This is a genomic window from Comamonas sp. GB3 AK4-5 (assembly GCF_041320665.1).
Classification (GTDB): Bacteria; Pseudomonadota; Gammaproteobacteria; order Burkholderiales; family Burkholderiaceae_C; genus Comamonas.
Genome location: NZ_CP166730.1, coordinates 118691 through 144445 on the forward strand (window position 1 = coordinate 118691; position 25755 = coordinate 144445).

Below are 25755 nucleotides of genomic sequence, written 5' to 3' on the forward strand. Positions count from 1 at the left end.
GACCGAAGTGCTGCCGTGAGCGCTGCCCCGTTTTCAGCTACAAGACCCCTGGATACCGGTCAGGCCCGGCGTCCGAAAGCGGATCACGTCCTTGTGTGTCAGGCCGTTGTCCTCCAGCGATTTGGAGGGATCGGGTGACCAGGGCTGGCCCGACTTGAACCACTGCACCGCGCTCCAGTCGATGCGGGCAAAGTCGGGGTGTGCGCCATAGACACCGGGCAGCACGGCCTGGGGCAAGGCACCGAAAGGCATGTCGGCGGGCAGCGGAAGGGCCACGGGCGAGCAGAACATCAGGTGGTCTTCCCAGCCGATGTAGAGCAGGGGCGCAGGAAAGTTCTCGCGCACATCCTTGGCGGGAAAGCGGTAGGGCTGGAGTGCGATGACGCTCATGGCTGGGCCTCCTGGCTGGCGTTGGCGGAAGCGGAGGGCGGCGGTGGATCGCCGCGCCAGGCCGCGAAGTGGCGCTGGTCCTCCGACCCTTCGAAGTCGAGGTTGTCACGGCCAAACTGCAGGCCGTACCAGTCCAGCACGGCGGCCAGCGGATCAAAGCCTTCGGCCGTGGGGTCGACATCGGGCTTGAAGCAATTGCCCTGGTAGATCTGGTGCACGGGCAGCCAGGACTGCACGTATTTTTCGGGCTCGTGGTCGAACACATGCTTGCAGCCGTCGCTGCAGAAGTGGTATTTGCTGCCTTCGTAGTCCGACTCGCGATAGCAGATCTTGGTGGCGTCGCCAGGCTCGGTGAAGCCCATGGGGATCTGGCAGGTGGTGCACAGCATGGGCAGGGTCTTGCTGTAAAAGCGCTTGCCGGCCTGCTGCTCGGCACGGTAGTGCTCCAGGCGGGGGCGGTAGTGCTTGTCGAAGGTGTCCGGGTATTTCTCGGACAGCCACTGCATCTCCTGCTCGCCGGGCACCCAGGTGTGGAAGGGCGCGGCCGCCGTGTAGTTGTAGAAGATGTTCCAGGCCTGGTGGCTGATGTGATCCTTGCCTTCGCAGGCCTGCTTCCAGCCCTCGGGCTCGCGGATGCCGTAGCGCGCCAGGTCGCGGAACAGGGCGCCGCCGTTTTCCTCGGCGTACATCTCCCAGGCTTCCTTCCAGCTCATCACACGCTTGGGCAGCATGTAGTCCTGCATCATGGCCACCAGGGTCAGCACGCGGTAGCCGCGCCAGAACCATTTATCGATCCAGCGTTGCACGATGGGCACGTTGCCCGGGTCCTGCTCCAGCATGAACTTGATGCATTCGATGCCCAGCGTCATGTGGCGCGACTCATCGCTTTGCGCCGAGAAGCCAAAGGTCACGGTGGACAGATCGCCGTTGTGCGCTGCCCCCGACATAAAGGGCACGAACAGCAGGTTGGTGAGCACATATTCGAACGAGAAGCTCACGGCCGTGAGGAACTCGAAGGGGCCGGCACTCAGCGCGTCTTCGAAGAAGGACTTGGGCACGGACAGATACCAGACCCGGTCGAACCAGTGGGTGGAGCTGTGCATGCCGTTGAAGTACTTGTTGTAGTTCGACAGCGCATGGGTTTCGGTCTGGAAATGGCGCAGCTCGTCAATGGACTGCATCTGCGCCGCCACGCGTGCGCCGGGGCCGGTGAAGTGGCGGCCCGCGTGCGCAAAGCCACGGTGGGCGTAGTACTCCAGCGGCACCACGCCCTGGATGAACAGCTTGAGCGCGTTGATGTAGCGTGCGTCGGCCACGCCGAGCTGGCCGTTGTTTTGGGCAAAGGCCTCGATGACGGCGTAGAGCTTTTTCTCTTTTTCGCCCTGGTACTTCCAGTAGGCGTCCATGGTCAGGCGGAAGGGGTCTTCCCACTTGTCCCAGTCGTGGATCTTGATGCCCTCGAACTTGTCATAGGGGAAGACCTTGTCCATGGGCTGGTAGGTGGTCTCCCAGCCCAGGCCGCGAGTCATGGCGGTGTAGCGGTCCTTGAGGCCCAGCTTTTTCTTGATTACGGGTGCGTCCATGGTGTCTCCTTGGATGGCGTGATGGGTGATGGCCTGCGCTGTGCGAGCCGTGCTTAGTGGTTCCAGCTGAGGGAGAACTCGTCGTCGTCCTCATCCACATGGCCGGACAGCGTGACCAGGTTGATCTGGATCTGCTGCAGCTCGTAGGGGCGGCCGGTCTGCTCTTCGATGCTGGCGCGGCGTATGACCAGGCGGCCCGGGGCGTCGATCTTCACGAGACCCGGCGAGTGCACGGCCTGGGCATGGGGGTTGTCGGCGAGGATGGCGTCCACCACAGGGCGCGATTCCTCGTTGTCCTGAAAGGCGATGAACACCTTGGAAACCGTGGGGCTGCTAGCTTGGTTCATTTGCAACTTCCTGCGCTCAGATATCGAGGCCGGCCTTGCGGGCACGGGCATCCAGGCTTTGGCGGACTTCGTTCAGCGCGGTGGCGCCGCGTTCGCCCAGGGCGAGTTCGGCCACAGGGGCCAGGGCCACGCCGGCATGGTCGGCATGGGCCAGGTACCAGCGTGAGAGCTGGGCGCGGTTGGCGTCGGATTCGGCGGCGGCGACCTTGACCACGGCATCGATCCAGCGCGCGGTCTCGGCATGCCACTCGGGCATGAAGGAGGTGAGCATGGCCACGGCCGTTCCGCCCTGGACGGCCACGTCGTCGTCCACGAAATGGCTGTAGATCAGCGGGTACAGCAGGCCGTCCAGGGCCATGTTCTGGGCCACGAACAGCTCCATGGGGTCTTGCACCACCAGCAGGTCTTCGACCAGATGGCGCAGCGGCTGCCAGGCCGGGTGCTGCATCCAGTCGTTCTTGCCGGCTTCCAGCACACCGGGCTCGTCCATGACCAAGCCCAGGCGCGTGAGGTACTGGGCCACGCCCAGGTGGTCCATGGCATGCATCATGGCCGGGGCCGTGAAGGGCGTGCCGTAGCCGCGCGAGCAGATCTGGCTGTTGTTCATATTGCCGCCCCAGGCCACATGGCGCAGCGGCATCAGCACCTCGCAGACCTTGGCGCGCAGGCCGTCGGGCATCTTGCCGGCCAGGCCGCGCGACTCCACGAACTGGTAGCTGGCCTCCACGGCTTCCTGCTGCTTGGCGCGGGCCATGGTCCAGGTGGCGTAGTAGTACTGGCGCGGATCGCGCAGTGCATTCCAGTCGGCCATGCGGATCGCGGTGCGGCCGGTGTCGAACAGCTCGAACTCGGGCTCCCACAGCGGCCGGTAGTGGAAGTGGTGTGTGGGCTGCACGCCCAGCGTGGCCTCCAGATAGCGCGACGCGGGCTTGTCCCCCGTGTAGGCCGCCACGCGGGCAAAGGTGTTGCGCAGCGGCTGTATTTCGCGCGCCGAAAGCTCGATGTTCATGGGCTTGTCTCCTGTGTGGTCGTGGGATGCGAAAGCGGGTGGCCGCCTCAGAGCACGGTGGCTTTCTGGGTGTGGCAGAAGGCCTGGAAGTCGGCCTCGGTCATGGCGAGTTCCACCGTGAGCTCGGGCCAGCCCACGGAAAACTCGAAGTCCACAAAGCCATTGGCACGCTTTTGCAGCACGCGCACCGAGCGGCGTGTGAGGTCGCAGACGGGAAGGTCGAGGTGGGGTGTTTCCATGCGGGGCTCCTGGCGGGTTGTTGGCCTAGCTGTTGCACGGCCCATGCCAGATCGCTGGAATATCGATAAATCTAGGGTTACTCCCTAAATTTGTGCGCTTGGCCGCGCGCTTTGGCGTGCCAGGTTTCGGGCAAACCCTAGGGATTGGGTGCCGCAGTCCCTTCGCCTAATGCAGTGCAGCATGATCAAATCATCAACACCCAAGGCTGGGGGTTCGCAATTCATGAACTGATTGCTGCCCGAACAATGCGTTTGATGCGGGTCAATCCTCTAGCCGGGATGCATGGTTTTATCGATAGTTTGGAAATGTCACAGCCCATTCCCGCCCTGCCCTCCGATGCCGACTTGCGCAGCCTGGTCCGTTTTTCCACCGAAGACGGGCTGATCTGGCTCTCGGGCCAGCGCATGCTGCTTTTGCATCTGGCCTCGCTGCATGCCTTGCGCCGCGAGATGATGAACACCATGGGGCCCGACCACACGCGGCGCTTGCTGCTGCGCGCCGGCTATGCCGCAGGCGAGCGCGATGCGCTGCTGGCCCGCCAGATCCGGCCCACGGCCAGCCTGTTCGAGATGTTTGCCGTGGGCCCCCAGCTGCACCGCTTGGAGGGCGCGGTGCGCGCCACGCCGGAAATCTTCGAGGCCGATGAAGAGGCCGGCCGCTTTCGCTGCGTGGTGCGCTGGGAGCACAGCTGGGAAGCGGAAATCCATTTGCGCGAGTGGGGGCCGCAGGACCAGCCTTCCTGCTGGATGCTGCTGGGCTATGCCTCGGGTTATTCCAGCGCTTTTTTCCGCCGCCCCGTTTTTTTCAAGGAAATGCAATGCGCCACCTGTGGGCATGAGCACTGCCGCATAGAAGGCCGTTTTCAGCATGAGTGGCCCGATGGCGAGCAGATCGCGCGCGACTACGACCCCGACTCCATGCTGGTCCGCCTGGATGAGCTGCAGTCCCAGGTCGAGGCCTTGCGCACCGGGCTGGCCCCCAGCGACAACCAGGGGCCGCTGCTGGGGCATTCGCGGGCCTTCCAGGGCGCACTGGAGCTGCTGTCCAAGGCCGCGCCCACCCAGGTCACGGTGTTGCTCACCGGCGAGACTGGCGTGGGCAAGGAGCGCTTTGCACGCGCCCTGCACGCTATGAGCCCCCGGGCCGACAAACCCTTTGTGGCGGTGAACTGCGCGGCCCTGCCTGCAGACCTCATTGAGAGTGAGCTGTTCGGTGCCGAGAAAGGCGCGTTCACCGGTGCCACGGCCACGCGCATAGGCCGCTTTGAACGTGCCCATGGCGGCACGCTGATGCTGGACGAGTTGGGGGAGCTGCCCCTGGCTGCCCAGGCCAAGCTGCTGCGCGTGCTGCAAAGTGGCGAGGTGGAGCGCCTGGGCGGCCACCGCAGCACCCAGGTCGATGTGCGCGTGATTGCGGCCACCAACGTCGATCTGGAAAAAGCCGTGGAGCAGGGCCGCTTTCGGCGCGACCTGCTCTACCGCCTCAACGTCTACCCCATCCACATCCCGGCGCTGCGCGAGCGCGTGGACGACATCGAGCTGCTGGCCATGCATTTGCTGCAGAAATATTCGGCCCTGCATGGCAAGCCCGTTGCGGGCCTCAGCGACCGTGCGCTGACCGCGTTGCGCGGCCACAGCTGGCCCGGCAATGTGCGCGAGCTGGAGAACCTGGTGGAGCGCGGTCTCATTCTCACGCCGCCTGGCGAGCTCATCGATGTGGCCTGTCTGTTCCCCCAATGGACGGACAACGGCCAGACCACCATCGACGCCCAGGGCCATTTGGCCCAGGCATGCAGCGTGGACGGCGACCCGCGCACGGCCAGCCTCTATGACAGCATGCAAAACCAGGGCTTGTCCCTGGAGGCGCTGGAAGACGGCCTGCTGCAAGAGGCCGTGCGCCGCGCGGGTGGCAATCTCGCGGCCGCAGCCCGTGCCCTGGGCATGACACGTCCCCAGCTCAGCTACCGGCTCTCGCGCATCAGAGAACGCAGCGAAGGCGCTACCGATTCAAGAGAGTGAGCATGGCCAAAAAATCCTTTGTACAGCAGCTGCTGCATGCAGACATCGACGCTCCGGATGGCGGCGCATCGCGCACCCTGACCGAGCAAACCTATGCGCAGCTGCGCACCGACATCATCGAAGGCCAGCTGCTGCCCGGCAGCAAGCTGCGCATAGAGCATTTGCGCCAGGCCTATGGTGTGGGTGCGGGCACGCTGCGCGAGGCTTTGACGCGCCTGGTCAGCGACGCCCTGGTCACTGCCGAAGGCCAGCGCGGCTTTCGCGTCTCGCCCATCGCCATGGACGATCTGCAGGACATCACCCGCCTGCGCGTGCACATCGAAACCCATGCCCTGCGCGAATCCATACGCCATGGCGATGCGGCCTGGCGCGCCCAGCTGCAGGCCAGCTACGAGGAGCTTTCTGCGGCCGAGCAGCCCCTGTCCAGCGAGAATCGGCGCCAATGGGAGGCCTTGAACGTGCGCTTTCACGACAGCCTGCTGGCCGGTCATGCATCGCAGTGGACGGTCAAGGTGTTGCGCGTGCTCGCGCGCCACAGCGAGCGCTACCGCTGCTACGCCATGGGCCTGCCATCGCTGACGCGCGATGTGCATGCCGAGCACACCGAGATCTTTGAACTGGCCATGGCCGGCCAGGAGGCGCGTGCGGCTCTGGCCCTGGAAGCCCATATCTGCACCACCCCTCACCTGCTGCTGCAAGCCATGCGGGAGGGCAAGCTGGTGTTGCCGGGGAGGGTGCAGGAAGGGGAGGATTGAGCAGACATTGCGCGCCTGCCCGCTTTGCCAAGCGCTTCAGCGCAGGGCCGCGCTGTCGCTCCAGTGAAAGTGAATCCGCGGCGTGATGTCGGCGATTTCTGCGCGCAGCAGGCCATCCAGGCGCGCGGCCTCGCGGTGGGTGAGGCGGGCCTGGGTGGTGGACAGGCTGATGGCCGCAAAGGCCTGGCCGGCGGCGTCGCAGGCCGTGTGGCCCACGGCGGCGGTGTTGGTGTTCAAACAGCCGCCGCTGCGCGCATAGCCCAGGGTGCGGGTCTGCTCCAGCAGCTCGCGCAGCCGCGGTGCAGTGAGGCCGCCGTAGCGGCCCAGCACCTCGGCATGCTGTGCCAGGGCCTGCTCCACCAGGGCGTCATCCTGTGCCGCCAGCAGGGCCAGGCCGGCGGCGCCCACGCCCAGCGGGCGGCGGCCGCCCACGGTGACGGTGAGGGGGGCATCGGGGCGGCGCGTGGCGGTGTGGGCATAGCACACGGCCTCGGTGCCGCTGCGCACAAACAAATAGGCCGCGTAGCCGGTGGCGGCCGTCAGCCGCTCCAGGTTGGGAGTGAACAGGCCGGCCACATCGTGGCGGCTGCGCGCGGCCAGGCCGTATTCAAAGGCCAGCCGCCCCAGCACATAGCCGCGGCCATCGGGCTCGCGGGCCACCAGGCGTGCGGCCAGCAAATCCTGCAGCAGCCGGTGCACGGTGGCATGGGGAATGCCGGACTGGCGCGCCAGCTCCGACAGCGACTGGCCGCGCGCGTCGTAGCGCGAGAGCTGATCGAGGATGCGCAATGTGCGTTCCAGCACCACCGTTGCCATGTTTGTCCACCTGATGGAAAAAGCGATTGTAGGCGGCGCCTTCTTGCGAAGAATGCAGACCAACAACAACCAACCTCAGGGAGACAGACATGACAACCCGTCGCATTTTCATGGCCACGGCCGCATTGACCTTGGCCACCACCTCGGCCGCATGGGCGCAGAGCTTCCCGTCCAAGCCCATACGCTTCATCGTGCCCTACACCGCCGGTGGCACCACCGACCTGGTGGCCCGCACCGTGGGCGCCCACATGGCGCAGTCGCTGGGTCAGCCCGTCATCATCGAGAACCGGGGCGGCGCGGGCGGCAACATCGGCATGGATGCCGTGGCCAAGGCCGCACCCGATGGCTATACCGTGGGCATGGGCGCCATCTCGACCAATGCCCTCAACCCCCATATCTACCGCAAGACGCCTTTCGATCCGCGCAAGGACTTCAGCGCCATCAGCCTGCTGGGCAACTCCACCATCGTGCTCGAGGTCAACCCCGCCTTCCCGGTGAAGACCGTGGCCCAACTGCTGGACCATGCGCGCAAGCACCCGGGCGAAGCCTATTCCACGGCCGGTGCCGGCACTTCCATGCACCTGGCCGGCGTGCTGTTTGCGCAGATGAGCAAGACCGATTGGTCGCATGTGCCCTACAAGGGCAGCGCGCCGCTGCTCAACGATCTGCTGGGTGGCCAGGTGAATGTGGCCTTCGACAATCTGCCCGCCTCGCTGCCCCATATCCAGGCCGGCAAGCTGCGTGCCCTGGCCGTGGCCGGCAGCCAGCGTTCGCCCGCCCTGCCCAATGTGCCCACCATGGCCGAAGCCGGCCTGCCCGGCTATGACGTCGAGCCCTGGTTTGGCGTCTACGGCCCGGCAGGTCTGCCCGCAGCCGTGGTGCAGCGCCTGAATACCGCCCTGGTGGCGGCGCTGGCCGACCCCGCCATCAAGGACAAGCTGGCGCTGGCTGGTTTCACGCCGCGCAGCTCCAGCGCTGCCGATCTGCAGGCACTGACCCTGCGTGAATACGAGCGCCTGGGTGCCGTGGCCAAGTCCGCGCAGATGGTGTCCGAGTAATTTTTTCGAGAGTTTGCCCATGTCCCCCCTGATCGATCACACCCATGACGCGCAGCTGCAAAGCTGGGTCCCATCGGCGAATGCGCCGGACTGCGACTTTCCGCTGCAAAACCTGCCGCTGGCTATTCTTCGCCGCGCCGGCAGCAGCGAGGCCTGGCGGCCGGGCGCGGCCATTGGCGATCAGGTGGTGGACCTGCTGGCCCTGCGCGATGCCGGCCTGCTGCCCCAGGCCGCTGCCGATGCCCTGGCCGGCACCGAAAACGGCACGCTGAACGCGCTGATGGCGCGGGGCAAGCCTGCACGTGTGGCCCTGCGCCAGGCGCTGTCGGCCGGTCTTGCCGCCGGCGCGGCCCAGCAGGCACAGTGGCAAGCCCATTTGCTGGCCCAGGCCGAGGTGGAATACACGCTGCCGGCCCGCATAGGCGACTACACCGACTTCTACACCGGCATACACCACGCCACCACGGTGGGCAAATTGTTCCGCCCCGACAACCCGCTGCTGCCCAACTACCAATGGGTGCCGATTGGCTACCACGGCCGCGCGTCCTCCATCGTGGTCAGCGGCCAGGCCGTGCGCCGCCCGCTGGGCCAGACCAAGGGCCCGGATGAAGCCGTTCCGCAGCTGCGCCCCTCGCAGCGCCTGGACTATGAGCTGGAGCTGGGTATCTTCACCAGCCAGGCGAATGCCCTGGGCACACCCGTGCCCATGGAGCAGGCAGAGGACCATATCTTTGGCGTCAGCCTGTTCAACGACTGGTCGGCCCGCGATGTGCAGGCCTGGGAATACCAGCCGCTAGGCCCTTTTCTGGCCAAGAACTTTGCCTCCACCCTGGGCCCCTGGGTGGTGACGCTGGAGGCCTTGGAGCCCTTCCGCATTCCCTTTGTACGCCCCGAAGGCGACCCCCAGCCCCTGCCCTATCTGGACAGCGCCGATACGCGCGCACGCGGCGGGCTGGATCTGCAGCTGGAGGTCTGGCTGCAGACTGCTGCCATGCGCGCCCAGGGCCAGCCCCATGTGCGGCTGATGCAGTCCAACTTCCGCCACTCCTATTGGACGCTGGCGCAGCTGATTGCCCACCACACCATCAACGGCTGCAATCTGCAGCCCGGCGATCTGCTGGGCTCGGGCACCCAGTCCGGCCCCGAGGCCGGCCAGGGCGGCTCGCTGCTGGAGCTGAGCATGGGCGGCAAACAGCCTTTGAGCCTGCCCAATGGCGAGCAGCGCAGCTTTTTGCAGGACGGCGACAGCGTGCAGCTGCGGGCCTATGGGGAACGCGCGGGCTTTCGCCGCATTGGCCTGGGTATCTGCGAAGGGCAGATCCTGCCGGCGCTCTCGCTCTGAAATCTTGGTGGGTGATCCGTTTTGTGGCACCCATACAGCGCTTCATGCTTTGTGGAGTGGGATTCATAGCCCGCTGCGCTGCGAAGGACCGCCCCGGCTGCCTGTAGCGTTCTAAAAACGATAGCTACCTGTGCAAATTGAAAAAGGCTTTGCGAATCTTTTGACTCGCAAAGCCTTGTCGCATCAGCGGTGACTGCTATGCAAGGGATTTAGCCGCGGGCAATCCAGGGCGGTGGCGGCAGCTGGGACAGAATCATTTTCCAGGGGCTGCGACCCGTCAGCTGGGCTGCGATGGCGGCTTTGAGCGGCGGCAGATGGCGCGCGCCCTGCAGCACCACCTGGCGCACGATGCGGGGCAGGGGGCGGGCGTCGGTGTAGAGCTTCACCACGGTGTTGGTGCCGGCAAAAATCGGGAAGGCATGGCGGTGGTGGCCCTGGGAATAGGGTTGCAGCACGGCGGCATCGCCCCAGTCCTGGCCGGCCAGGCGTGTTCCTTGAATCGCCGCGGTGAGACGTTCCACACCGGCCAGCCCCAGGTTGAAGCCATGGGCCGTCACCGGGTGCATGCCCACGGCGGCATCGCCCAGCAGCGCCCAGCGCGCACCGCTGAAGCGGTGGGCATAGGTGGCCACCAGGGGGTAGCTGTGGCGCAAGCCAATCAGCTCCATGGGGCCTAGGCGGTCCTGGAATTCGCGCTGCACATGGGCCGCAAAGTCGGCGGGCTCCAGCTGCATCAGCTGCTGGGCGTCGGCCGAGTCGGTGGTGATCACGGCCGAGCACAGCAGCTCGCCGGTGTCGGGGTCGGGCTGCAGCGGCAGGATGGCCAGCGTGCGCTCGTAGCCAAAGCATTCGTGGGCGATGTCTTCATGCGGCAGCGTGTGGCGCAGACGGCAGACGATGACGGTGCGGCCAAAGTCCGTCATCTGCGCGCCCACGCCCAGCATGCGGCGCATGGCGGAAAAGCGGCTGTCGGCGGCCACCACCAGCGGGGCGGTGAGGGCCGGCGCTTCGCAGCGCGCGCCCTGGTCCTGGCGGGTGTAGCGCACTTCGGCATGCGTGGGGTGTATGGCCACGCCGGTGACCTGGGCCTCGGTGATGATCTCCACCCCCGGGGTGCGGCTGGCCACTTCCCAGGCCGTGCGGCGCAGTGCGTGGTTGGGCACGATATGGCCCAGCTGGTCCAGGCCGCTGCCCGTGGCTTCGATGGCCAGCATGGGGCGTTGGCCTACCGGGCCGTCATGGATCTGGGCTTCGCGAATCTGGCCGCGTTCATGGGGCTGCAGCAGCTCCCAGCTTCCCAGGCGCTGCAAGGTGTGCACGCTGGGATGGGTGAGGGCGATTTCGCGGCCGTCGGGCTGGGGTTGCTGCAGCGCTGCGGCTGCCTGCTGCTCCAGCACCGTCACCTGCAAACCGGCTTGGGCCAGGGAAATGGCAAGCGAGAGCCCCGCAGGGCCTGCGCCGACGATAAGGGCGTCTGTGTGCATGGACATGGGCAAATGGCAACGGAAAAAATCAACACAAGCAACCCTGTCAACAGGTTCTCGGGCTGCCGGGCGATTGTGAACGCATCCGCGCAGCCAGGGCTTGCACTGCCTCAAGTATGACAAGAACAGACAAGGCGGCAGAGGTGGTATGGCTTTGTCAATTGGTGCTCCTAGCATGGCGACAATTGGCGCCCCTGCCTACGCTGGCAGGCATGGCCTCTACGCTCTCCTCCCCCCGCCCTCCCCATATCCCCCAGATTCGCCTCTACCAGGAATGGCTGGCCCGGCAGCATGGGCTGCGCTTTGACAGCTATGACGCGCTGTGGCGCTGGTCCACCACCGAGCTGGATGCTTTCTGGCAAAGCATCTGGGATTTCTTTCGCATCGAATCCCCCACGCCCCACAGCGCCGTGCTGGCCCGCAATGTCATGCCCGGTGCCCAATGGTTTCCCGGCGCCCAGGTGAACTATGCGCGCCAGGTGCTGCGCCATGTGCAGCCGGCCCATGCTGCCGGCATGCCGGCCGTGGTGGCCGAGAACGAGCTGGGCCAGGTGACGGAACTCAGCTGGCCCGCGCTGCAGCAGCAGGTGGCTGCCCTGGCCCTGCATTTGCGCGCCCAGGGCGTGGGCCGGGGCGACCGCGTGGCCGCTTATTTGCCGAATATTCCCGAGGCCATGGTGGCCTTGCTGGCCGTGGCCAGCCTGGGGGCGGTGTGGAGTGTCTGCGCTCCCGATATGGGCACGGCGGCCGTGCTGGACCGCTTTCAGCAGATTGAACCCAAGGCCTTGATTGCCGTGGACGGCGTGTACTACGCCGGCAAGCCGCTGGACCGCAGCGAGGTGGTCAACGCGCTGCGTGCCCAGCTGCCCACATTGCAACATGTGGTGGTGTTGCGCTCGCCCCATGCGGCCCAGCCGGTGGCGGACAGCGCCGACCTGGCCCAGGTGCTGGCGCGCGACGATGCCGCCACCGCCGCCTTCGAGCCCGAATGGCTGCCCTTTGACCACCCGCTGTGGATCGTCTATTCCAGCGGAACGACCGGCCTGCCCAAGCCCATCGTCCACGGCCATGGCGGCATGCTGCTGGTGGCCATGTGCCTCAAGGGCCTGCACAACGATGTGGGCCCCAGCTACGAGGCCAACAGCTGGGGCGAACGCTTTCACTGGTACAGCTCCACCGGCTGGGTGATGTGGAACTCGCAAGTGGGCGGCCTGCTGGGTGGCACCACCTGCGTGATCTATGACGGCAGCCCCAGCGGCAGCAAGGCCAACCCTGATTGGGGCGTGCTGTGGCGCTTTGCTGCCCGCCATGGTGTGAGCAACTTCGGCGCTGGCGCTGCTTTTTACAGCGGCTGCATGAAGGCCGGGGTGGATTTGTCGGCCTGCGGCGATCTGTCGCATGTCCGCAGCCTGGGCAGCACGGGCTCGCCCCTGCCTGCCGATGTGCAGCAATGGGGCACGGAGCAGTTCGCCCAGTTGGGCACGCCCGGCATGTGGTGGAACAACCTCTCCGGTGGCACCGATTTTTGCGGCGCCTTCATCGGCGGCAACCGCGAGCTGCCCTTGCTGGCCGGCGAGATGCAATGCCGCCAGCTGGGCGCGGCCGTGGAGGCCTGGGACGAACAGGGCCGCCCCGTGGTGGATGCGGTGGGCGAGCTGGTCTGCACCCAGCCCCTGCCGTCGATGCCGCTGTATTTCTGGGGAGACAAGGATGGCAGCCGCTACCTGTCCAGCTATTTCGACAGCTATGCCCCCGGCCATGGCCGCCGGCCCGGAGGGGGCGATGCACCGGCCGAGGCCGGCGCCGTGTGGCGCCATGGCGACTGGCTGCGCATAGCCGCCCACGGCGGCTGCACCATCTATGGCCGCAGCGACGCCACCATCAACCGCCATGGCCTGCGCATGGGCACCAGCGAGATCTACAGCGCCGTGGAGGCCTTGCCCGAGGTGCTGGACAGCCTGGTGGTGGACCTGGAATACCTGGGCAAGGAAAGCTTTATGCCCATGTTTGTGGTGCTGCGCGAAGGCCTGGTGCTGGACGAGGCATTGCGCCAGCGCCTGGCCGCCGCCATACGCACCGCGCTGTCCCCCCGTTTTGTGCCGGACGAAATCGTGCAGGTGGCCGAGGTTCCGCGCACGCTGACCGGCAAAAAGCAGGAGCTGCCCATCAAGAAACTGCTGCAGGGCCAGCCGCTGGCCAAGGTGGTGAACCCCGACACCATGGCCAATGCCGGCTGCCTGCCCTGGTATGCCGACTACGCCCGGCGCTATCTGGCGCAGCAGGCGCAGACCGCATAAGGCCCCACCTCGCCCCCGGCATGGCTGGCAGGCCGGGGCGATGTTACGTACCGTGACCGGTGATGGAGCGTGCGGGGTACACTTTGCCGCTTTGAGATGGCGTCCCTACCACCCACTTCACACCTGCATCCACTCCATGGCCGTTGAATCCGCTCGTTCCAGCTTCGATCTGAGAAGCGCCCAGCTGCCCGTGGTGGCCGTGGTTCTGAAGGACACCAACATCCGCGTGCTGGAGGTCGAACTGGCCGAACGCCTGGCGGCTGACCCTGATTTTTTCGACCATGACCCGGTGCTGATCGACCTGACCCAGGTGCGCGAGGCCACCGATCCCGTGGACTTTGTTGCTCTGCGGCAGGTGCTGCGCAGCCACCACACCCAGCCGGTGGCGGTGCGCGGCGGATCGGCCGAGCAAATGGCGGCAGCCCATGCCGTGGGCCTGATGGCGGCACCCGACGCCATGCCCGCACGCAGCGCGGCCGCCGAGGTGCGGGAAGTCATACGCGAGGTGGAGGTGGTGCGCGAAGTGCCGGCCCCCCTGTCCAACGCCCTGGTGATCGACCGGCCGCTGCGCTCGGGCCAGCAGGTCTATGCGCGCAACACCGATGTGGTGGTGCTGGGCATGGTGAGCTATGGCGCTGAGGTGATTGCCGATGGCAATGTGCATGTCTATGCACCCTTGCGTGGCCGGGCCGTGGCCGGGGCGCGGGGCAATACCGAGGCCCGTATCTTCAGCACCTGCATGGAGCCGCAGCTGCTGTCCATTGCCGGTGTCTACCGCGCCATTGACTCCGCCTTGCCGGCCGATGTGGCTGGCAAGCCCGCCAAGGTCCGTCTCGAGGGCGAGAAGATCATCATCGAATCCCTGTAAGCTTCGGGGTAGATAGATTTTTTTCGACGCTTCACAAGCAACCACGCATTCAGTCTCTAAGGAAAAGTGCAAACATGGCCAAAATCGTCGTTGTGACCTCCGGCAAAGGTGGTGTCGGCAAGACCACTACCAGTGCAAGCTTTGCATCCGGCCTCGCCCTGCGTGGCCACAAGACGGCAGTGATCGACTTCGACGTCGGCCTGCGCAATCTGGACCTGATCATGGGCTGCGAGCGCCGCGTGGTGTATGACTTGATCAATGTGATCCAGGGCGAAGCCAATCTGAACCAGGCACTGATCAAAGACAAGCAGTGCGACAACCTGTTCGTGCTGGCCGCTTCGCAGACGCGCGACAAGGAAGCGCTGACGCAGGAAGGCGTGAAGAAGGTCCTGGATGACCTGAGCGCCATGGACTTCGAGTTCATCATCTGTGATTCGCCCGCCGGCATCGAAAGCGGTGCGCTGATGGCCATGCACTACGCCGACGAGGCCCTGGTGGTGACCAACCCCGAAGTCTCTTCCGTGCGCGACTCGGACCGCATCCTGGGCATGCTCAGCTCCAAGACCGACCGCGCCACCCGGGGCGAGAGCATCAAGGAGCATCTGCTGATCACCCGCTACAACCCCAACCGCGTGGAAGACGGGCAGATGTTGTCGCTGGAAGACATACAGGACATTTTGCGCATCGAGCTGATCGGCGTGATTCCCGAATCCGAAACCGTGCTGCAAGCTTCCAACCAGGGCCTGCCTGCCATCCACATTCAGGGCAGCGATGTGTCTGAAGCCTATGGCGATGTGGTGGCTCGCTTCCTGGGCGAGGACAAGCCCATGCGCTTCACCGATGCGCAAAAGCCCGGTTTCTTCAAACGTATTTTTGGTGGGAGGTAAGCGGGCATGTCGCTGATTTCGATGCTGTTGGGCGAGAAGAAAAAATCTGCCTCGGTTGCCAAGGAGCGGCTGCAGATCATCCTGGCCCGCGAGCGCGTGGGTGGCAGCGCCAACCAGCCGGACTATCTGCCGGCGCTGCAAAAGGAGTTGATGGCCGTGATCTCCAAGTACGTGGACATCAACCCGAATGACATCAAGGTCCAGCTGGAACGCCAGGACAACCTGGAAGTGCTGGAAGTGAAGATCGAGCTGCCCGACGCCCAGCGCTGAGCGCGGCAGGGTCCAGACCACAAAAAAGCCTGACTCCGCAAGGAGTCAGGCTTTTGTTATTGGGAGGTGCCGTGCGCGTCTCAATCTAGATAAGGCGCGGGCGGCACGCCATGCTGGGCGTACATATGGCCGCCATGGTAGAGCAGGGGGCGTGCGCCCTGCAGGTGCTGGCAGTGCTGCACCTGGCCCACAAAAATGGTGTGGTCGCCCTCGTCATAGCGGCTGCGGTGGGTGCATTCAAACACGGCGGCGGCGCCGGCAATCAGCGGCACGCCCTGGGCGCTGGGCTGCCAGTCCAGGTGGGCGAACTTGTCCGCCCCGCGTGTGGCAAAGCGCTGGGCCAGCGCCTGCTGCTCGGCCGCCAGCACATGGATGGCGTAATGCGTGCATTGCTGGAACATGGGCAGCGAGGCCGCACGGTGGCCCAGGCTCCACAGCACCAGCGGCGGATCCAGCGAGACGGAGTTGAAGGAGCTGACCGTGAGCCCCACGGGGCGGCCTTGGGCATCGGCCGTGGTGACAATGGTCACGCCCGTGGCGAATTGGCCCAGGGCATGGCGGAAATCACGGGAGGTAAAGGCGGCAGAAGCAAGCAAGGGGCTGGTCGGTGGTGGCACAAACAAAAAATTTGATGCCGATCAAACGAACAGCAACGCCCACCATTATCGGTGTACTGGGCCGTACTGCCCAATGTGGGCCGCATGGCCCCGCTGTGGGTGCGGTTCCGCAGGGCCTGAACCCGCATCGCCTCCCCTATCAGGAGCAGCGCGCAAGGGCCTGCTCCGGCCTGCCTTGCAGGCGACTCAGGCGGTGCTTTGCAAGAACCCCGCCGCAGCCCGTACCGCCTCGGCATCGGCCTGCACGGCGTCCGGCGCACCGCCCTTGCCCCACAGTGCACCGCCCCAGGGCATGGCCATGAATTCGGCGCACAGCAAGGCGGCATCGATGGAGGGCTGGGCCTTGCGGCGCTCGCCGCCGGTGCTGACCAGGTACAGGGGCTTGCCCGCCATGCGGGCCTTGAAGTCCAGCCCTGGCACGCGCAGCCAGCCGCTCCAGTGGTCCAGATAGGCCTTGATGGCCGTGGGCAGGCTGAACCAGTACACCGGGCAGACCAGCACCAGATGGGTCGCGTCCAGCGTGGCCTGCAGCAGCTCGGCCATGCGGCCCTCGGGAGGCGGATAAGTGCCGGGAGCGTTATGGCGCACATCCACAAAGGCGGGGATGGGTTCCTGGGCCAGCTGAATCCAGGTTTGCTGCACCGCGTCCGGCAGATGGCGGGCAGCCTCGCGGGCCAGCCATTCGGTGTTGCCCACGACATGGGGTTGGCGGGCCGAGGCGGTCAGAAAAAGATAGTGGTCTTGGCGCATGCCGCGATGGTAGCGTGGCAAAAACAGGAGCAGGTTCTGCTTTTGCTATGCCAGTCTGCGTAACAAATCACGGTGAAAGTGTGAGGGTTTGCCCAGCAGCTGCTACGCAAACCGGAGCAAAAGTTCAGGCTTCCAGCGGGCGCTGCTGCCAGGCGGCGGCGTTGCTGTCCTGGCCCAGGAAGTGGAACTGCATGTCCGGACGCTCGCCGCAGACCAGGGCCGCCATGGCCTTGCCGGAGCCGGCGCCATGGGTCCAGCCCAGCGTGCCATGGCCGGCATTCACCCACAGCTTGCCCACGCCGGTATGGCCTATGAAGGGGATGTTGGTGGGCGTGGCCGGGCGCAGGCCGCACCAGTACTGCGGGTTGCCGCCTTGCGCGGGGCTGCGGGTGTCGCAGACGCCGGGCAATATGGTCTCGATGCGCTCGCTCAGCATGCGGCAGCGGGCCTGGGCGATGGGGCTGTCCAGCGACAGATCAAAGCCGCCCAGCTCGATGGTGCCGGCCACGCGCAGCTCGTCGCCAAAGCGGCTCATGGCGATCTTGCGGGCGTCGTCTATGCAGGACACAAAGGGCGCGGCATTGGGCTTGAGGATGCGGAAGGTGGCGCTATAGCCCTTGCCGGGGTAGATGGGCAGGTCCACGCCCACGGTGCGCAGCAGCGGCGCGCTGTAGGAGCCACAGGCCACGACATAGGCGTCGGCCGTCAGCGTTTGCTCGGGGCCGGGGCCGTCATCTCGCAGCGGGCGTACTGTCACGCCATGGATCTCGTCGCTGCCGTGGTCAAAGCGCACGATGTCGTGGCCGTAGAGAAACTGTGCGCCGCGGGCTGCGCACAGCGCGGCCAGTTGCTGGGTGAAGGCACGGGCATCGCCGCTTTCATCGGTGGGGGTGAAGGTGCCGCCAAAGATGTGGTCGCGGTAGGGCGTGAAGGCTGGCTCTATGCGCAGCAGCTCATCGCGGCTGACCAGCTGGCGCTGCACGCCGTGCTGGCGCATGATGTCCACAGCCTCGCCGGCCTCTTCGAAGGCCTGGGCGCTGGAGTAGAAATGCGCAATGCCGCGCTCCAGGCGGTGGTATTGAATACCGGTGTCGGCCACCATGTGTTTGAGCGCGCTGTGGCTGTAGGCGCCCAGGGCCACGATTTGCTGCACATTGCGCGCAAATGCCTTGTCGTTGCACTGGCCCAGAAACTGCAGGGCCCAACGCCATTGCTGCCAGTCCAACTGGGGACGGAACAACAAAGGAGCCTGGGAGTCAAACATCCACTTCAGCGCTTTGAGCGGTGCCTCGCGATTGGCCCAGGGCTCGCAGTAGCTGACGGAAATCTGCCCCGCATTGGCAAAACTGGTTTCCAGTGCGGCATCGCTCTGGCGATCAATGACGACGACGTCATGGCCACGCAAAAGCAGGTGCCATGCCGTGCTGATGCCGATGATGCCGGCGCCGAGAACAATGGTTTTCATAGCCGCGTAGTGTGGTTTGCCCGCTGGCGGTCACCAAGCCGGATTACATTCCATGCGGTTGCATCAGAACAGCTAATACAAAGCATATACACAGGGGGAGGAGACCCTATGCAGCATTGGGATCCGGTGGCCTTGGAGTGCCTGGCCGCCATTGTTGAGTCCGGTGGTTTCGAGAAGGCCGCGCAACGCCTGCATGTCACGCAGTCTGCCGTGTCGCAGCGGCTGCGGGCGCTGGAAGAGCAGGTGGGCTCGGTGCTGGTGGTGCGCAGCCGCCCGCTGCGGCCCACACGTGCCGGTCAGTTGCTGCTCAAGCATGCGCAGCAACTGCGTTTGCTGCGGGCCGATCTGGCGCGCGACATGCAGGAGCTGGCCCCCCATGTTGCAGGCAGCAGCGCAGAGGCCAGCATGGCCGTGGCCGTGAATGCCGACAGCATTGCCACCTGGGCACTGGACGCCTTCACCTCGCTGGTGCAGGCCGGCCTGCCGCTGGAGGTGATTACCGATGACCAGGACTTCACCCAGGAATGGTTGCGCTCGGGCGCGGTGCTGGGCTGCGTGACCACGCTGGGCCAGGCGCTGCAGGGCTGCCAGGTGCTGCCCCTGGGGGCCATGCGCTATGTGGCGGTGGCCGCTCCAGACTATGCAGCCCAGCATTTGCCGCAGGGCCTGCAGGCCCACAATTTTCACCAGGTGCCGTTTCTGTGTTTCAACCGCAAGGACGATATGCAGGCCGAATTTGTGGCCCGGCTATTGGGGCTGTCACGGGTGGTGTTGCAGAGTCTGTATCTGCCCAATTCGGAAGCCCAGGTGCGGGCCGTGGAGGCTGGCTGGGGCGTGGGTGTGCTGCCCGAGCTGCTGGTGCGCGAACGGTTGACACACGGACGACTGGTGGATGTGGCCCCAGGTACCATGCTTTCCATCGATTTGTACTGGCATTGTTGGAACTTGGACTCCGCTTTGTTGCGCCAACTTACACAGGCTCTGCAAATGCACGCTAAAAGTATGCTGGAAGACAATCGTTCATAAACTCAGGTGGGTGTCTGATAGTTTTTTTCTGGGTGCAGTGTTACTTTGTGTGTACGCGATAAAAATTAATGACCGTGACGAACAGACCGCCCTTCAACCATGTCTCCTTTCGCGACATGATGCACCGGGCCCGCAAGGAAGCCATCCTGGAAGAATGCACGCGCTTGCTCAGTGACCGTGGCTATGACGCCATGACGCTGGACCAGGTGGCGGAAGCCGCAGGCATGGCCAAAGCAGTGCTCTACAAGCATTTCAAGGGCAAGGAAGACCTGTGCTGTGAAGTGATGGTGCGCGGCCTGGAGCGGGCGCAGGAGTTTCTGGACGGCCTGTCACCGCGTCTGGAGCCCAGCCAATGCCTGCAGGCCTTTGTGCGCTGGGTGTTGCAGGCCCAGCTCAACTCCGATGCGCCGCTGCTGCCGGAGCGCAAATCCGAAATACGCCATGCACTCAAGGCCTCGGAAACCTACCAGGCCGCCCTGGCGCGCCTGTGCGGACGGCTGGAGGCCTGGATTGTCCAGGCCCAGGAGCAGGGGCATATCCATATCGATTGGCCGCTGCTGGTGGCGCGGCAGATGCTGCTGTCGCGGGCGGTGGACCCCATGGTCGATGCCTTGCTGCAGACCCAGTCCTGCACGCATGAAGAGGTGGTGGACTGGTGCGCACGCGCCTGCATGGCCATGCTGCGGGCATCGCCCCTGGTCTGCCCCTGGCTGCAAGGCGGGGCCATGGATGAAAACCATGGCCGCCGTGCCGTGCCGTGCCGTGCGGCGTGGCTAAGGCATAAAAAAACCTGCCAGGGATATGGCAGGTTTTTGGCGGTGCAGGCCTTGGCACCGGGGTGCAGGGCCTGTGGCAGCTGCTTAGCGGATCAGCAGCACCGGCACGCTGCAATTGGCCAGCACCTGGGTGCTGACCGAACCCATGACCAGTTTACCCAAAGCGCCCAGGCCGTGCGTGCCCATGACAACCAGGTCGTAATTGCCTTCCACGGCTTCCTTGGCGATCAGCTCGCCAGCAGGGCCGACCTTGGTGATGCGCTGGGGATTGAGCTTGTGGCGCTCCAGGAACTCACACACCGGATCCAGCACCTTGGCGGCTTCTTCGGCGTAGTAGGCATCCACGGTGTCTTTGCCAAGCGCGGCGCGGGCGCGCGGAGGCAGGGCGGACTGCACCGAGATGGCGCTGTACGACTGGGCGCTGGCAATCAATTCTTCGTGTGTGGCCAGGTAGGCCAGCATCTTTTTGGTGTAGGGGCTACCGTCGACGGCGAGCAGGATTTTCATGGGAGGGTCTCCAGGTTAACGCTCTCAGATTAGGCGGCCCGCTGTGGTTTTGTCTTGACGCAAGTCATGTTTTTGCGCGGGCAGCCGTCTTAGAGCGAGTTGATGATCTTCGGGTCTCGCGACCCTACAGGCTGATGCTGCGGGCCGATTGGAAATGCACTTGCTCGCCCTTGCGGGCATAGCCCAGTGGGTTGGCGTGGACGCGGCAGCGCCAGGGGCTGCCGTCGGGGTGCTGCCCCTGGGCCAGGTAATCAATCGGTGTATGCACATGGCCATGCAGCCACAGCTGGGCGGCGGGCAGCAAATCGTCCAGCTGGTTGCAAAAGCCCGCCGTGCCGGCGGCCAGCCCATAGCGCGGGTCATGGCTGCGCAGGCTGGGGGCGAAGTGGGTCACGGCCACCGTGGGGCCGTCATGCGGCTGGGCCAGCGCGCTGCGCAGCCAGTCATGGCACAGCAGTGCCTGGGCGCGCATGGGCTCGGCCAGAAAGTCCTGGCCATGGCGTGTGCCGCCGGTTTTTTGCAGATAGAAATTGGCGGCACGAAAGGACTTGTCGCGCAGCTTAAGCATCCGGCCCAGATCGCCGGCCTGCACCTGCTCGTCCAGCAGGGCAATGGCATCGAAGTCGGTCCACAGCGTGGTGCCGACAAAGCGCACCCCGTCCAGCACGGTGGTTTCGCGCTCCAGCCAGATCAGCCCCAGGCGCTCGCACAGGCGCTGCAGCCGCAGATGGGCCTCATCCCAGTCCTGGGCGTCGTACTCGTGGTTGCCGGGCACAAAAATCACCGGGCAGGGCCAGCCCGCGTACTGGGGCAGGGGGGAAAACCGTTCCAGGCCGAAGTCGTCGCCCGAAAGCAGGCTGCCGCTTTGGTAGGAGCCAATATCGCCCGCCAGCACCAGCACCTGGGCGTCGGAGGCCGGTTCGGGCTGGAATTGCGGGTGGACTTCCAAATGCAGGTCGGACAGAAGCTGGATGCGCATGGCTGCCTATTGTCGGCCATGGCCGGTGCACGCGGCGGTATGTGCTCAAACTGTGCGCAGCGGGCCTGCCTGCACAGACCCCAGGGCGCGGTGGGCGGCGCGGCCCAGAGCCTGGACCATCCAGGCATAGGCCATGTGGTTGGCGCCGCGCTTGTGCCACAGCGCATCCACATGCACGGCCATCACTTCAAGGGGCAGCGGGGCGATATGCAGCTGCTCGGCCATATGGGTCAGGGGCACGAAGTGCCGGGGCATGACGGTCACCAGATCGCTTTGCGCCACCACGCGGGCGGCGGTGCCGTACTGGTTCACGGTCAGTGCAATGTGGCGGGTGCGGCCCAGAGAGGCCAGGGCCTCGTCGATAAAGCCCCAGGCCCGGCCCGAGAAACTCACCAGCGCATGGCGGGCCGCGCAATAGCCCTCCAGCGTCAGCGGCCCCTTGGCCAGCGGATGGTCATGGCGCATGGCGGCCATGTATTCACCGTCATACAGGCGCCGGCTTTCATAGGCCACCAGGGCGCCGGACTGGGCACGGGCCGTCAGATCGGCCAGCACAGCGGGAAAGTTGCCAATGGCCAGGTCGGCATTGTCCTCATCCAGGAGTCCGCGTGGGTCGCGCGTGGTCAGCGGCAGGGTGCGCACCGTCACGCCCGGGGCCTCGGCCTCCAGAATGGCCACCAGATGGGGGATCAGCGTGGCCGAGGTGGCATCGGCCATGGCCAGCACCAGCGTGGTCTTGGCGGTGGCCGGGTCAAAGCGCTCGGGGGCCAGGTTGTCGGCCAGGCTGGCCAAGGCCTCGCGCACCACAGGCCACAGCGCCTGGGCGCGGGGCGTGGGTTGCACGCCCTGGCCCTGGCGCACCAGCAGATCGTCGCCCACGGCATCACGCAGGCGCCGCATGGCGTTGCTGACGGCGGGTTGGGTGATGGCTAACTTTTCTGCAGCGCGTGTCAGGCTGCGCTCGGCCATGACTTCATCGAAGACGCGCAGTAGGTTCAGGTCCAGGGAGCGGAAGTTGAGTGGCGTCATGACAATTCATCACTAAAATGAATAATGTAGATTCAAAATATAAATTTGAGAATGCATGGGGTAAACCCTATAGTTCCTCTGTCGCCTGGCATTTCGCCACCGGCGCTGTCCACGGGGTATCAACACCATGAGCCATTTCATCTACAACTCTTACTGTGTCGTGCACGCCGGTGCTGTGCGTGTGGCCCAGGTGCCCGAAGGCGTGCAGGCCCAACTGGCCCAGCAGCAGGCCGCCGAATCGGCTGGCATTGCAGAGGCAAAGGTGTCCGTGACCATGCTGACCATGGCGGCCATCGCCATGTTGGCAGCGCTGGCCATTGGTGCGGGTGACGATGCCGATCCCCTGGCCAGCATGGCGCTGTGGGTGTCCGCCGGCCTGTCGCTGGTCTGGAGCCTGAGCCCTGTGCGCCACGTAGTTGAACGCCTGGACTCCGCCCTGGGACGCTGGCAACTGGCCCGCGAACGCGCCGCCGCTGACGAGGCCACCTGGAACGTAGCCCTGCAGGACGCACGCCTGATGGCCGACCTGGCCCGTGCCATGGACCGCCAGGAACGCTGAACCTAGCGACCACCGCCCACACGCAAAAAGCCGCATCCCAGGATGCGGCTTTTTTGTTTTGGAAGAATCAAAACATATAGCGCCATGTGCTTATGGAATAAGCATATGCGGCCCTTATTCATGAGAATGGAGCACGCCGCATAAAACTGGCACAGCCTTATCAGGGCACCGCGCAAGGGCCGCCCCGCAGCGCCTCAGGGGGGTGTCTCAGGCACCCAGCCGCTGTTCCAACTGCACCTTGGCATCCAGCAAGGCCTGGGGCAGGCCCTGGGCCAGCTGCTCAAAATGGGCGCTGTGCAGCTGCAGCTCTTCGGCCCAGGCAGCCTTGTCGATGCTGGTCACGCTGGCGAACTGCTCGGCCGAGAAGTCCAGGCCGGTCCAGTTGATTTCGGCGTACTGCGGAGCCACGCCAAAAGCGGTGGTCTGCCCCTGCACGCTGCCTTCGATGCGGTCGATCATCCACTTCAGCACGCGCATGTTCTCGCCATAGCCGGGCCAGACGAACTTGCCGTCGGCATTCTTGCGGAACCAGTTGGTGGTGAAGATCTTGGGCAGCTGGGCGCCTTGCGCTTCGATCTTGGCGCCCAGGTCCAGCCAGTGCTGGAAATAGGCGCTCATGTTGTAGCCGGCAAAGGGCAGCATGGCGAAGGGGTCGCGGCGCACCACGCCCTGGGCGCCAAAGGCGGCGGCCGTGGTTTCAGAGCCCATGGTGGCGGCCATGTAGACGCCCTCGGTCCAGTTGCGGGCCTCGGTCACCAGCGGCACGGTGGTGGAGCGGCGGCCGCCAAAAATCATGGCGTCGATCTTCACGCCCTTGGGGTCGTCCCAAGCCTCGTCCAGCGCCGGGTTGTTGGTGGCGGCCACGGTGAAGCGGGCATTGGGGTGGGCTGCCTTGGCACCGGTTTCCTTGGCGATGGCGGGCGTCCAGTCCTGGCCCTTCCAGTCGATCAGGTGGTCAGGCAGCTTGCCCTGGTCTTTTTCCAGACCTTCCCACCACACATCGCCGTCGTCCGTCAGCGCCACGTTGGTGAAGATGACGTCCTTGTCCAGGCTCTTCATGCAGTTCGGGTTGGTGAGCAGATTGGTGCCCGGCGCCACGCCGAAATAGCCCGCCTCGGGGTTGATGGCGCGCAAGCTGCCATCGGCCTGGGGCTTGATCCAGGCGATGTCGTCGCCAATGGTGGTGACGTTCCAGCCCGCAAAACCGGCAGGTGGCACCAGCATGGAGAAGTTGGTCTTGCCGCAGGCGCTGGGGAAGGCCGCTGCCACGTGGTATTTCTTGCCCTCGGGGTTGGTGACGCCCAGGATCAGCATGTGCTCGGCCAGCCAGCCTTGGTCACGGCCCATGGTGGAGGCAATGCGCAGCGCAAAGCATTTCTTGCCCAGCAGGGCGTTGCCGCCGTAGCCCGAGCCATACGACCAGATCTCGCGCGTTTCCGGGTAGTGCACGATGTACTTGGTCGTGGGGTTGCAGGGCCAGCTGGTCTTGTCGGTCTCGCCTGCGGCCAGCGGTGCGCCCACGGTGTGCATGCAGGGCACGAACTCGCCGTCTTCGCCGATCACGTCGTACACGGCACGTCCCATGCGCGTCATGATCTTCATGTTCACCGCCACATAGGCGCTGTCGGACAGCTCGATGCCGATGTGGGCAATGGGCGAACCCAGCGGGCCCATGGAAAACGGCACCACATACATGGTGCGGCCTGCCATGCAGCCGTCAAACAGCGGCTGCAGCGTGGCGCGCATTTCGTTGGGCGCCATCCAGTTGTTGGTCGGGCCTGCGTCTTCCTTCTTGGCCGAGCAGATATAGGTGCGGTCTTCCACGCGGGCCACGTCCGAAGGATCGGACCAGGCCAGATAGCTGCCGGGGCGCTTGGCGGGGTTGAGCTTCTTGAAGGTGCCTGCATCCACCAGTTGCTGGCACAGCGCGTCGTATTCCGCTTGCGAGCCATCGCACCAATGGATCTTGGCGGGCTTGCACAGTGCGGCCATCTCGGCCACCCAGGCGATCAGCTTGGGGTTTTTGACGTAGGCAGGGGCTTGTACCTGCAGGGCCTGGGGGGCGTGGGCATTCATCGAAAGGTCTCCTGATTGTGATTCAACGTGCTTGCCGAACCAGACTCAAAAAAAACGTGAGCGGGAGGGTGGTTGGGCAAGGGCGCTGACCTGCTGCATTGGCAGGAGCTGATCCGTGGGCGGTAGCTGGGAGAGCCATTCTAGGAAGGCAGCCGCAAAAAGCCAGTAGGGCGAAGGCAAAAACTATGCATCATATGCATCGATATATGTCTTTTTTGCGAATGCCGGGCGCAAAAAAAGCCCCTTGCGGGGCGGGGATGCGGCCGGGTGTGGGGCCTCAAGCCATGTTCACGGCGATAAAGGCCAACAAAAACATCATGATGGCTCCCACCAAGGGGATCACATAGGGGATGTAGGGCACCACCGCTTCGGCGGCGTCGTCCGGGTCGATCTGGGGCTGGGCATCGTGGGCGGTGTGCTCATGGCTCATGCGTTCACTCCTTGCTCGGTGGCGCGGCGCACCACATGCCAGCATTGTGAAAGCGCCGCTGACCCCTTGGCTACAGGGTTATCCACGCAGCGGTGTCGTCCTCCGCATGAAACTGGCGGGGCCCAAGTCAGAGACAGCGAGCAAGGGCCGCCCCGCAGCGAGGCTGTCGTCCCCTGG

Annotated in this window: 25 protein-coding genes; 10 read left to right on the plus strand and 15 right to left on the minus strand. The window is 65.1% G+C overall.

Going from position 1 to position 25755, the window contains the following annotated elements; all coding sequences use genetic code 11:
- Positions 1-33: 33 nt before the first annotated feature.
- From ACA027_RS00495 to ACA027_RS00515, 5 genes are read right to left on the minus strand one after another with little or no spacing between them, the layout of a single operon-like run.
- A complete protein-coding gene (locus ACA027_RS00495) occupies positions 34-390 on the minus strand; it encodes a phenol hydroxylase subunit P4 (protein WP_370680459.1) in 357 nt (118 codons plus the stop codon).
- Positions 387-1973: an aromatic/alkene/methane monooxygenase hydroxylase/oxygenase subunit alpha gene (locus ACA027_RS00500; protein ID WP_370680460.1), complete on the minus strand. Its 1587-nt coding sequence runs from the start codon at positions 1971-1973 to the stop codon at positions 387-389. The genes ACA027_RS00495 and ACA027_RS00500 overlap by 4 nt, the downstream gene beginning before the upstream one ends.
- A gap of 53 nt (positions 1974-2026) precedes the next feature.
- Positions 2027-2320, minus strand: a complete 294-nt coding sequence (locus tag ACA027_RS00505; RefSeq protein WP_370680461.1) for an MmoB/DmpM family protein — start codon at positions 2318-2320, stop codon at positions 2027-2029.
- Between the two features lie 16 nt (positions 2321-2336).
- Positions 2337-3329, minus strand: a complete 993-nt coding sequence (locus ACA027_RS00510; RefSeq protein WP_370680462.1) for an aromatic/alkene monooxygenase hydroxylase subunit beta — start codon at positions 3327-3329, stop codon at positions 2337-2339.
- A 47-nt stretch (positions 3330-3376) separates the two neighbouring features.
- Entirely contained in the window at positions 3377-3568 is a 192-nt protein-coding gene (locus tag ACA027_RS00515; RefSeq protein WP_370680463.1) for a phenol hydroxylase subunit, read from the minus strand.
- A 306-nt stretch (positions 3569-3874) separates the two neighbouring features.
- On the opposite strand from ACA027_RS00515, the gene ACA027_RS00520 reads away from it, so the two are divergent.
- Both ACA027_RS00520 and ACA027_RS00525 read left to right on the plus strand, forming a co-directional pair.
- Complete coding sequence (locus ACA027_RS00520) at positions 3875-5587, plus strand: sigma 54-interacting transcriptional regulator (protein WP_370680464.1); 1713 nt, start codon at positions 3875-3877, stop codon at positions 5585-5587.
- A gap of 2 nt (positions 5588-5589) precedes the next feature.
- Positions 5590-6342, plus strand: a complete 753-nt coding sequence (locus tag ACA027_RS00525; protein ID WP_370680465.1) for a GntR family transcriptional regulator — start codon at positions 5590-5592, stop codon at positions 6340-6342.
- 36 nt (positions 6343-6378) lie between these two features.
- Here the strand turns inward: ACA027_RS00525 and ACA027_RS00530 are convergent, their stop codons facing one another.
- Complete coding sequence (locus ACA027_RS00530) at positions 6379-7158, minus strand: IclR family transcriptional regulator (protein WP_370680466.1); 780 nt, start codon at positions 7156-7158, stop codon at positions 6379-6381.
- Positions 7159-7247: 89 nt separating this feature from the next.
- Between ACA027_RS00530 and ACA027_RS00535 the strand changes: the two genes are divergently transcribed.
- Positions 7248-8216 (plus strand): Bug family tripartite tricarboxylate transporter substrate binding protein, encoded by a 969-nt coding sequence (locus ACA027_RS00535; RefSeq protein ID WP_370680467.1) that lies wholly within the window; start codon positions 7248-7250, stop codon positions 8214-8216.
- A gap of 19 nt (positions 8217-8235) precedes the next feature.
- The gene (gene fahA, locus ACA027_RS00540; RefSeq protein ID WP_370680468.1) at positions 8236-9558 is read left to right on the plus strand and encodes a fumarylacetoacetase; all 1323 of its coding nucleotides are present in this window, start codon (positions 8236-8238) and stop codon (positions 9556-9558) included.
- A gap of 209 nt (positions 9559-9767) precedes the next feature.
- Here fahA and ubiM read toward each other — a convergent pair whose 3' ends face one another.
- Positions 9768-11048, minus strand: coding sequence for a 5-demethoxyubiquinol-8 5-hydroxylase UbiM (gene ubiM, locus ACA027_RS00545; protein WP_370680469.1), 1281 nt, complete (start codon positions 11046-11048; stop codon positions 9768-9770).
- A gap of 206 nt (positions 11049-11254) precedes the next feature.
- Here ubiM and ACA027_RS00550 point away from each other — a divergent pair, with 206 nt between their 5' ends.
- The 4 genes from ACA027_RS00550 to minE all read left to right on the plus strand — a co-directional run bounded on the left by ACA027_RS00550 (position 11255) and on the right by minE (position 15364).
- Positions 11255-13339 carry an acetoacetate--CoA ligase gene (locus tag ACA027_RS00550; protein ID WP_370680470.1) on the plus strand — a complete coding sequence of 695 codons (2085 nt, stop codon included), beginning with the start codon at positions 11255-11257 and terminating at the stop codon, positions 13337-13339.
- Between the two features lie 136 nt (positions 13340-13475).
- Positions 13476-14207 (plus strand): septum site-determining protein MinC, encoded by a 732-nt coding sequence (gene minC / locus ACA027_RS00555; RefSeq protein ID WP_370680471.1) that lies wholly within the window; start codon positions 13476-13478, stop codon positions 14205-14207.
- Between the two features lie 74 nt (positions 14208-14281).
- A complete protein-coding gene (gene minD, locus ACA027_RS00560; RefSeq protein WP_370680472.1) occupies positions 14282-15094 on the plus strand; it encodes a septum site-determining protein MinD in 813 nt (270 codons plus the stop codon).
- Positions 15095-15100: 6 nt separating this feature from the next.
- Positions 15101-15364, plus strand: coding sequence for a cell division topological specificity factor MinE (gene minE / locus ACA027_RS00565; RefSeq protein ID WP_370680473.1), 264 nt, complete (start codon positions 15101-15103; stop codon positions 15362-15364).
- Between the two features lie 80 nt (positions 15365-15444).
- Here the strand turns inward: minE and ACA027_RS00570 are convergent, their stop codons facing one another.
- From ACA027_RS00570 to ACA027_RS00580, 3 genes are all read right to left on the minus strand, one after another.
- Positions 15445-15960: a flavin reductase family protein gene (locus ACA027_RS00570; protein ID WP_370680474.1), complete on the minus strand. Its 516-nt coding sequence runs from the start codon at positions 15958-15960 to the stop codon at positions 15445-15447.
- A 207-nt stretch (positions 15961-16167) separates the two neighbouring features.
- A complete protein-coding gene (locus ACA027_RS00575; RefSeq protein WP_370680475.1) occupies positions 16168-16731 on the minus strand; it encodes a flavodoxin family protein in 564 nt (187 codons plus the stop codon).
- Positions 16732-16855: 124 nt separating this feature from the next.
- Complete coding sequence (locus ACA027_RS00580; protein ID WP_370680476.1) at positions 16856-18196, minus strand: D-amino acid dehydrogenase; 1341 nt, start codon at positions 18194-18196, stop codon at positions 16856-16858.
- A gap of 108 nt (positions 18197-18304) precedes the next feature.
- On the opposite strand from ACA027_RS00580, the gene ACA027_RS00585 reads away from it, so the two are divergent.
- Positions 18305-19222: a LysR family transcriptional regulator ArgP gene (locus ACA027_RS00585; protein ID WP_370680477.1), complete on the plus strand. Its 918-nt coding sequence runs from the start codon at positions 18305-18307 to the stop codon at positions 19220-19222.
- A gap of 860 nt (positions 19223-20082) precedes the next feature.
- Here ACA027_RS00585 and ACA027_RS00590 read toward each other — a convergent pair.
- The 3 genes from ACA027_RS00590 to ACA027_RS00600 form a co-directional block, all read right to left on the minus strand.
- Positions 20083-20505 (minus strand): universal stress protein, encoded by a 423-nt coding sequence (locus ACA027_RS00590; RefSeq protein WP_370682664.1) that lies wholly within the window; start codon positions 20503-20505, stop codon positions 20083-20085.
- A 124-nt stretch (positions 20506-20629) separates the two neighbouring features.
- The gene (locus ACA027_RS00595; RefSeq protein ID WP_370680478.1) at positions 20630-21484 is read right to left on the minus strand and encodes a metallophosphoesterase; all 855 of its coding nucleotides are present in this window, start codon (positions 21482-21484) and stop codon (positions 20630-20632) included.
- Positions 21485-21529: 45 nt separating this feature from the next.
- Positions 21530-22513, minus strand: a complete 984-nt coding sequence (locus ACA027_RS00600) for a LysR family transcriptional regulator (protein ID WP_370680479.1) — start codon at positions 22511-22513, stop codon at positions 21530-21532.
- A gap of 127 nt (positions 22514-22640) precedes the next feature.
- Here ACA027_RS00600 and ACA027_RS00605 point away from each other — a divergent pair, with 127 nt between their 5' ends.
- Positions 22641-23072, plus strand: a complete 432-nt coding sequence (locus ACA027_RS00605) for a hypothetical protein (protein ID WP_370680480.1) — start codon at positions 22641-22643, stop codon at positions 23070-23072.
- 207 nt (positions 23073-23279) lie between these two features.
- On the opposite strand, the gene ACA027_RS00610 is transcribed toward ACA027_RS00605, so the two are convergent.
- Together ACA027_RS00610 and ACA027_RS00615 are read right to left on the minus strand one after the other, a co-directional pair.
- Positions 23280-25148: a phosphoenolpyruvate carboxykinase (GTP) gene (locus ACA027_RS00610; RefSeq protein ID WP_370680481.1), complete on the minus strand. Its 1869-nt coding sequence runs from the start codon at positions 25146-25148 to the stop codon at positions 23280-23282.
- 277 nt (positions 25149-25425) lie between these two features.
- Positions 25426-25578, minus strand: coding sequence for a hypothetical protein (locus tag ACA027_RS00615; protein ID WP_370680482.1), 153 nt, complete (start codon positions 25576-25578; stop codon positions 25426-25428).
- Positions 25579-25755: the final 177 nt, after the last annotated feature.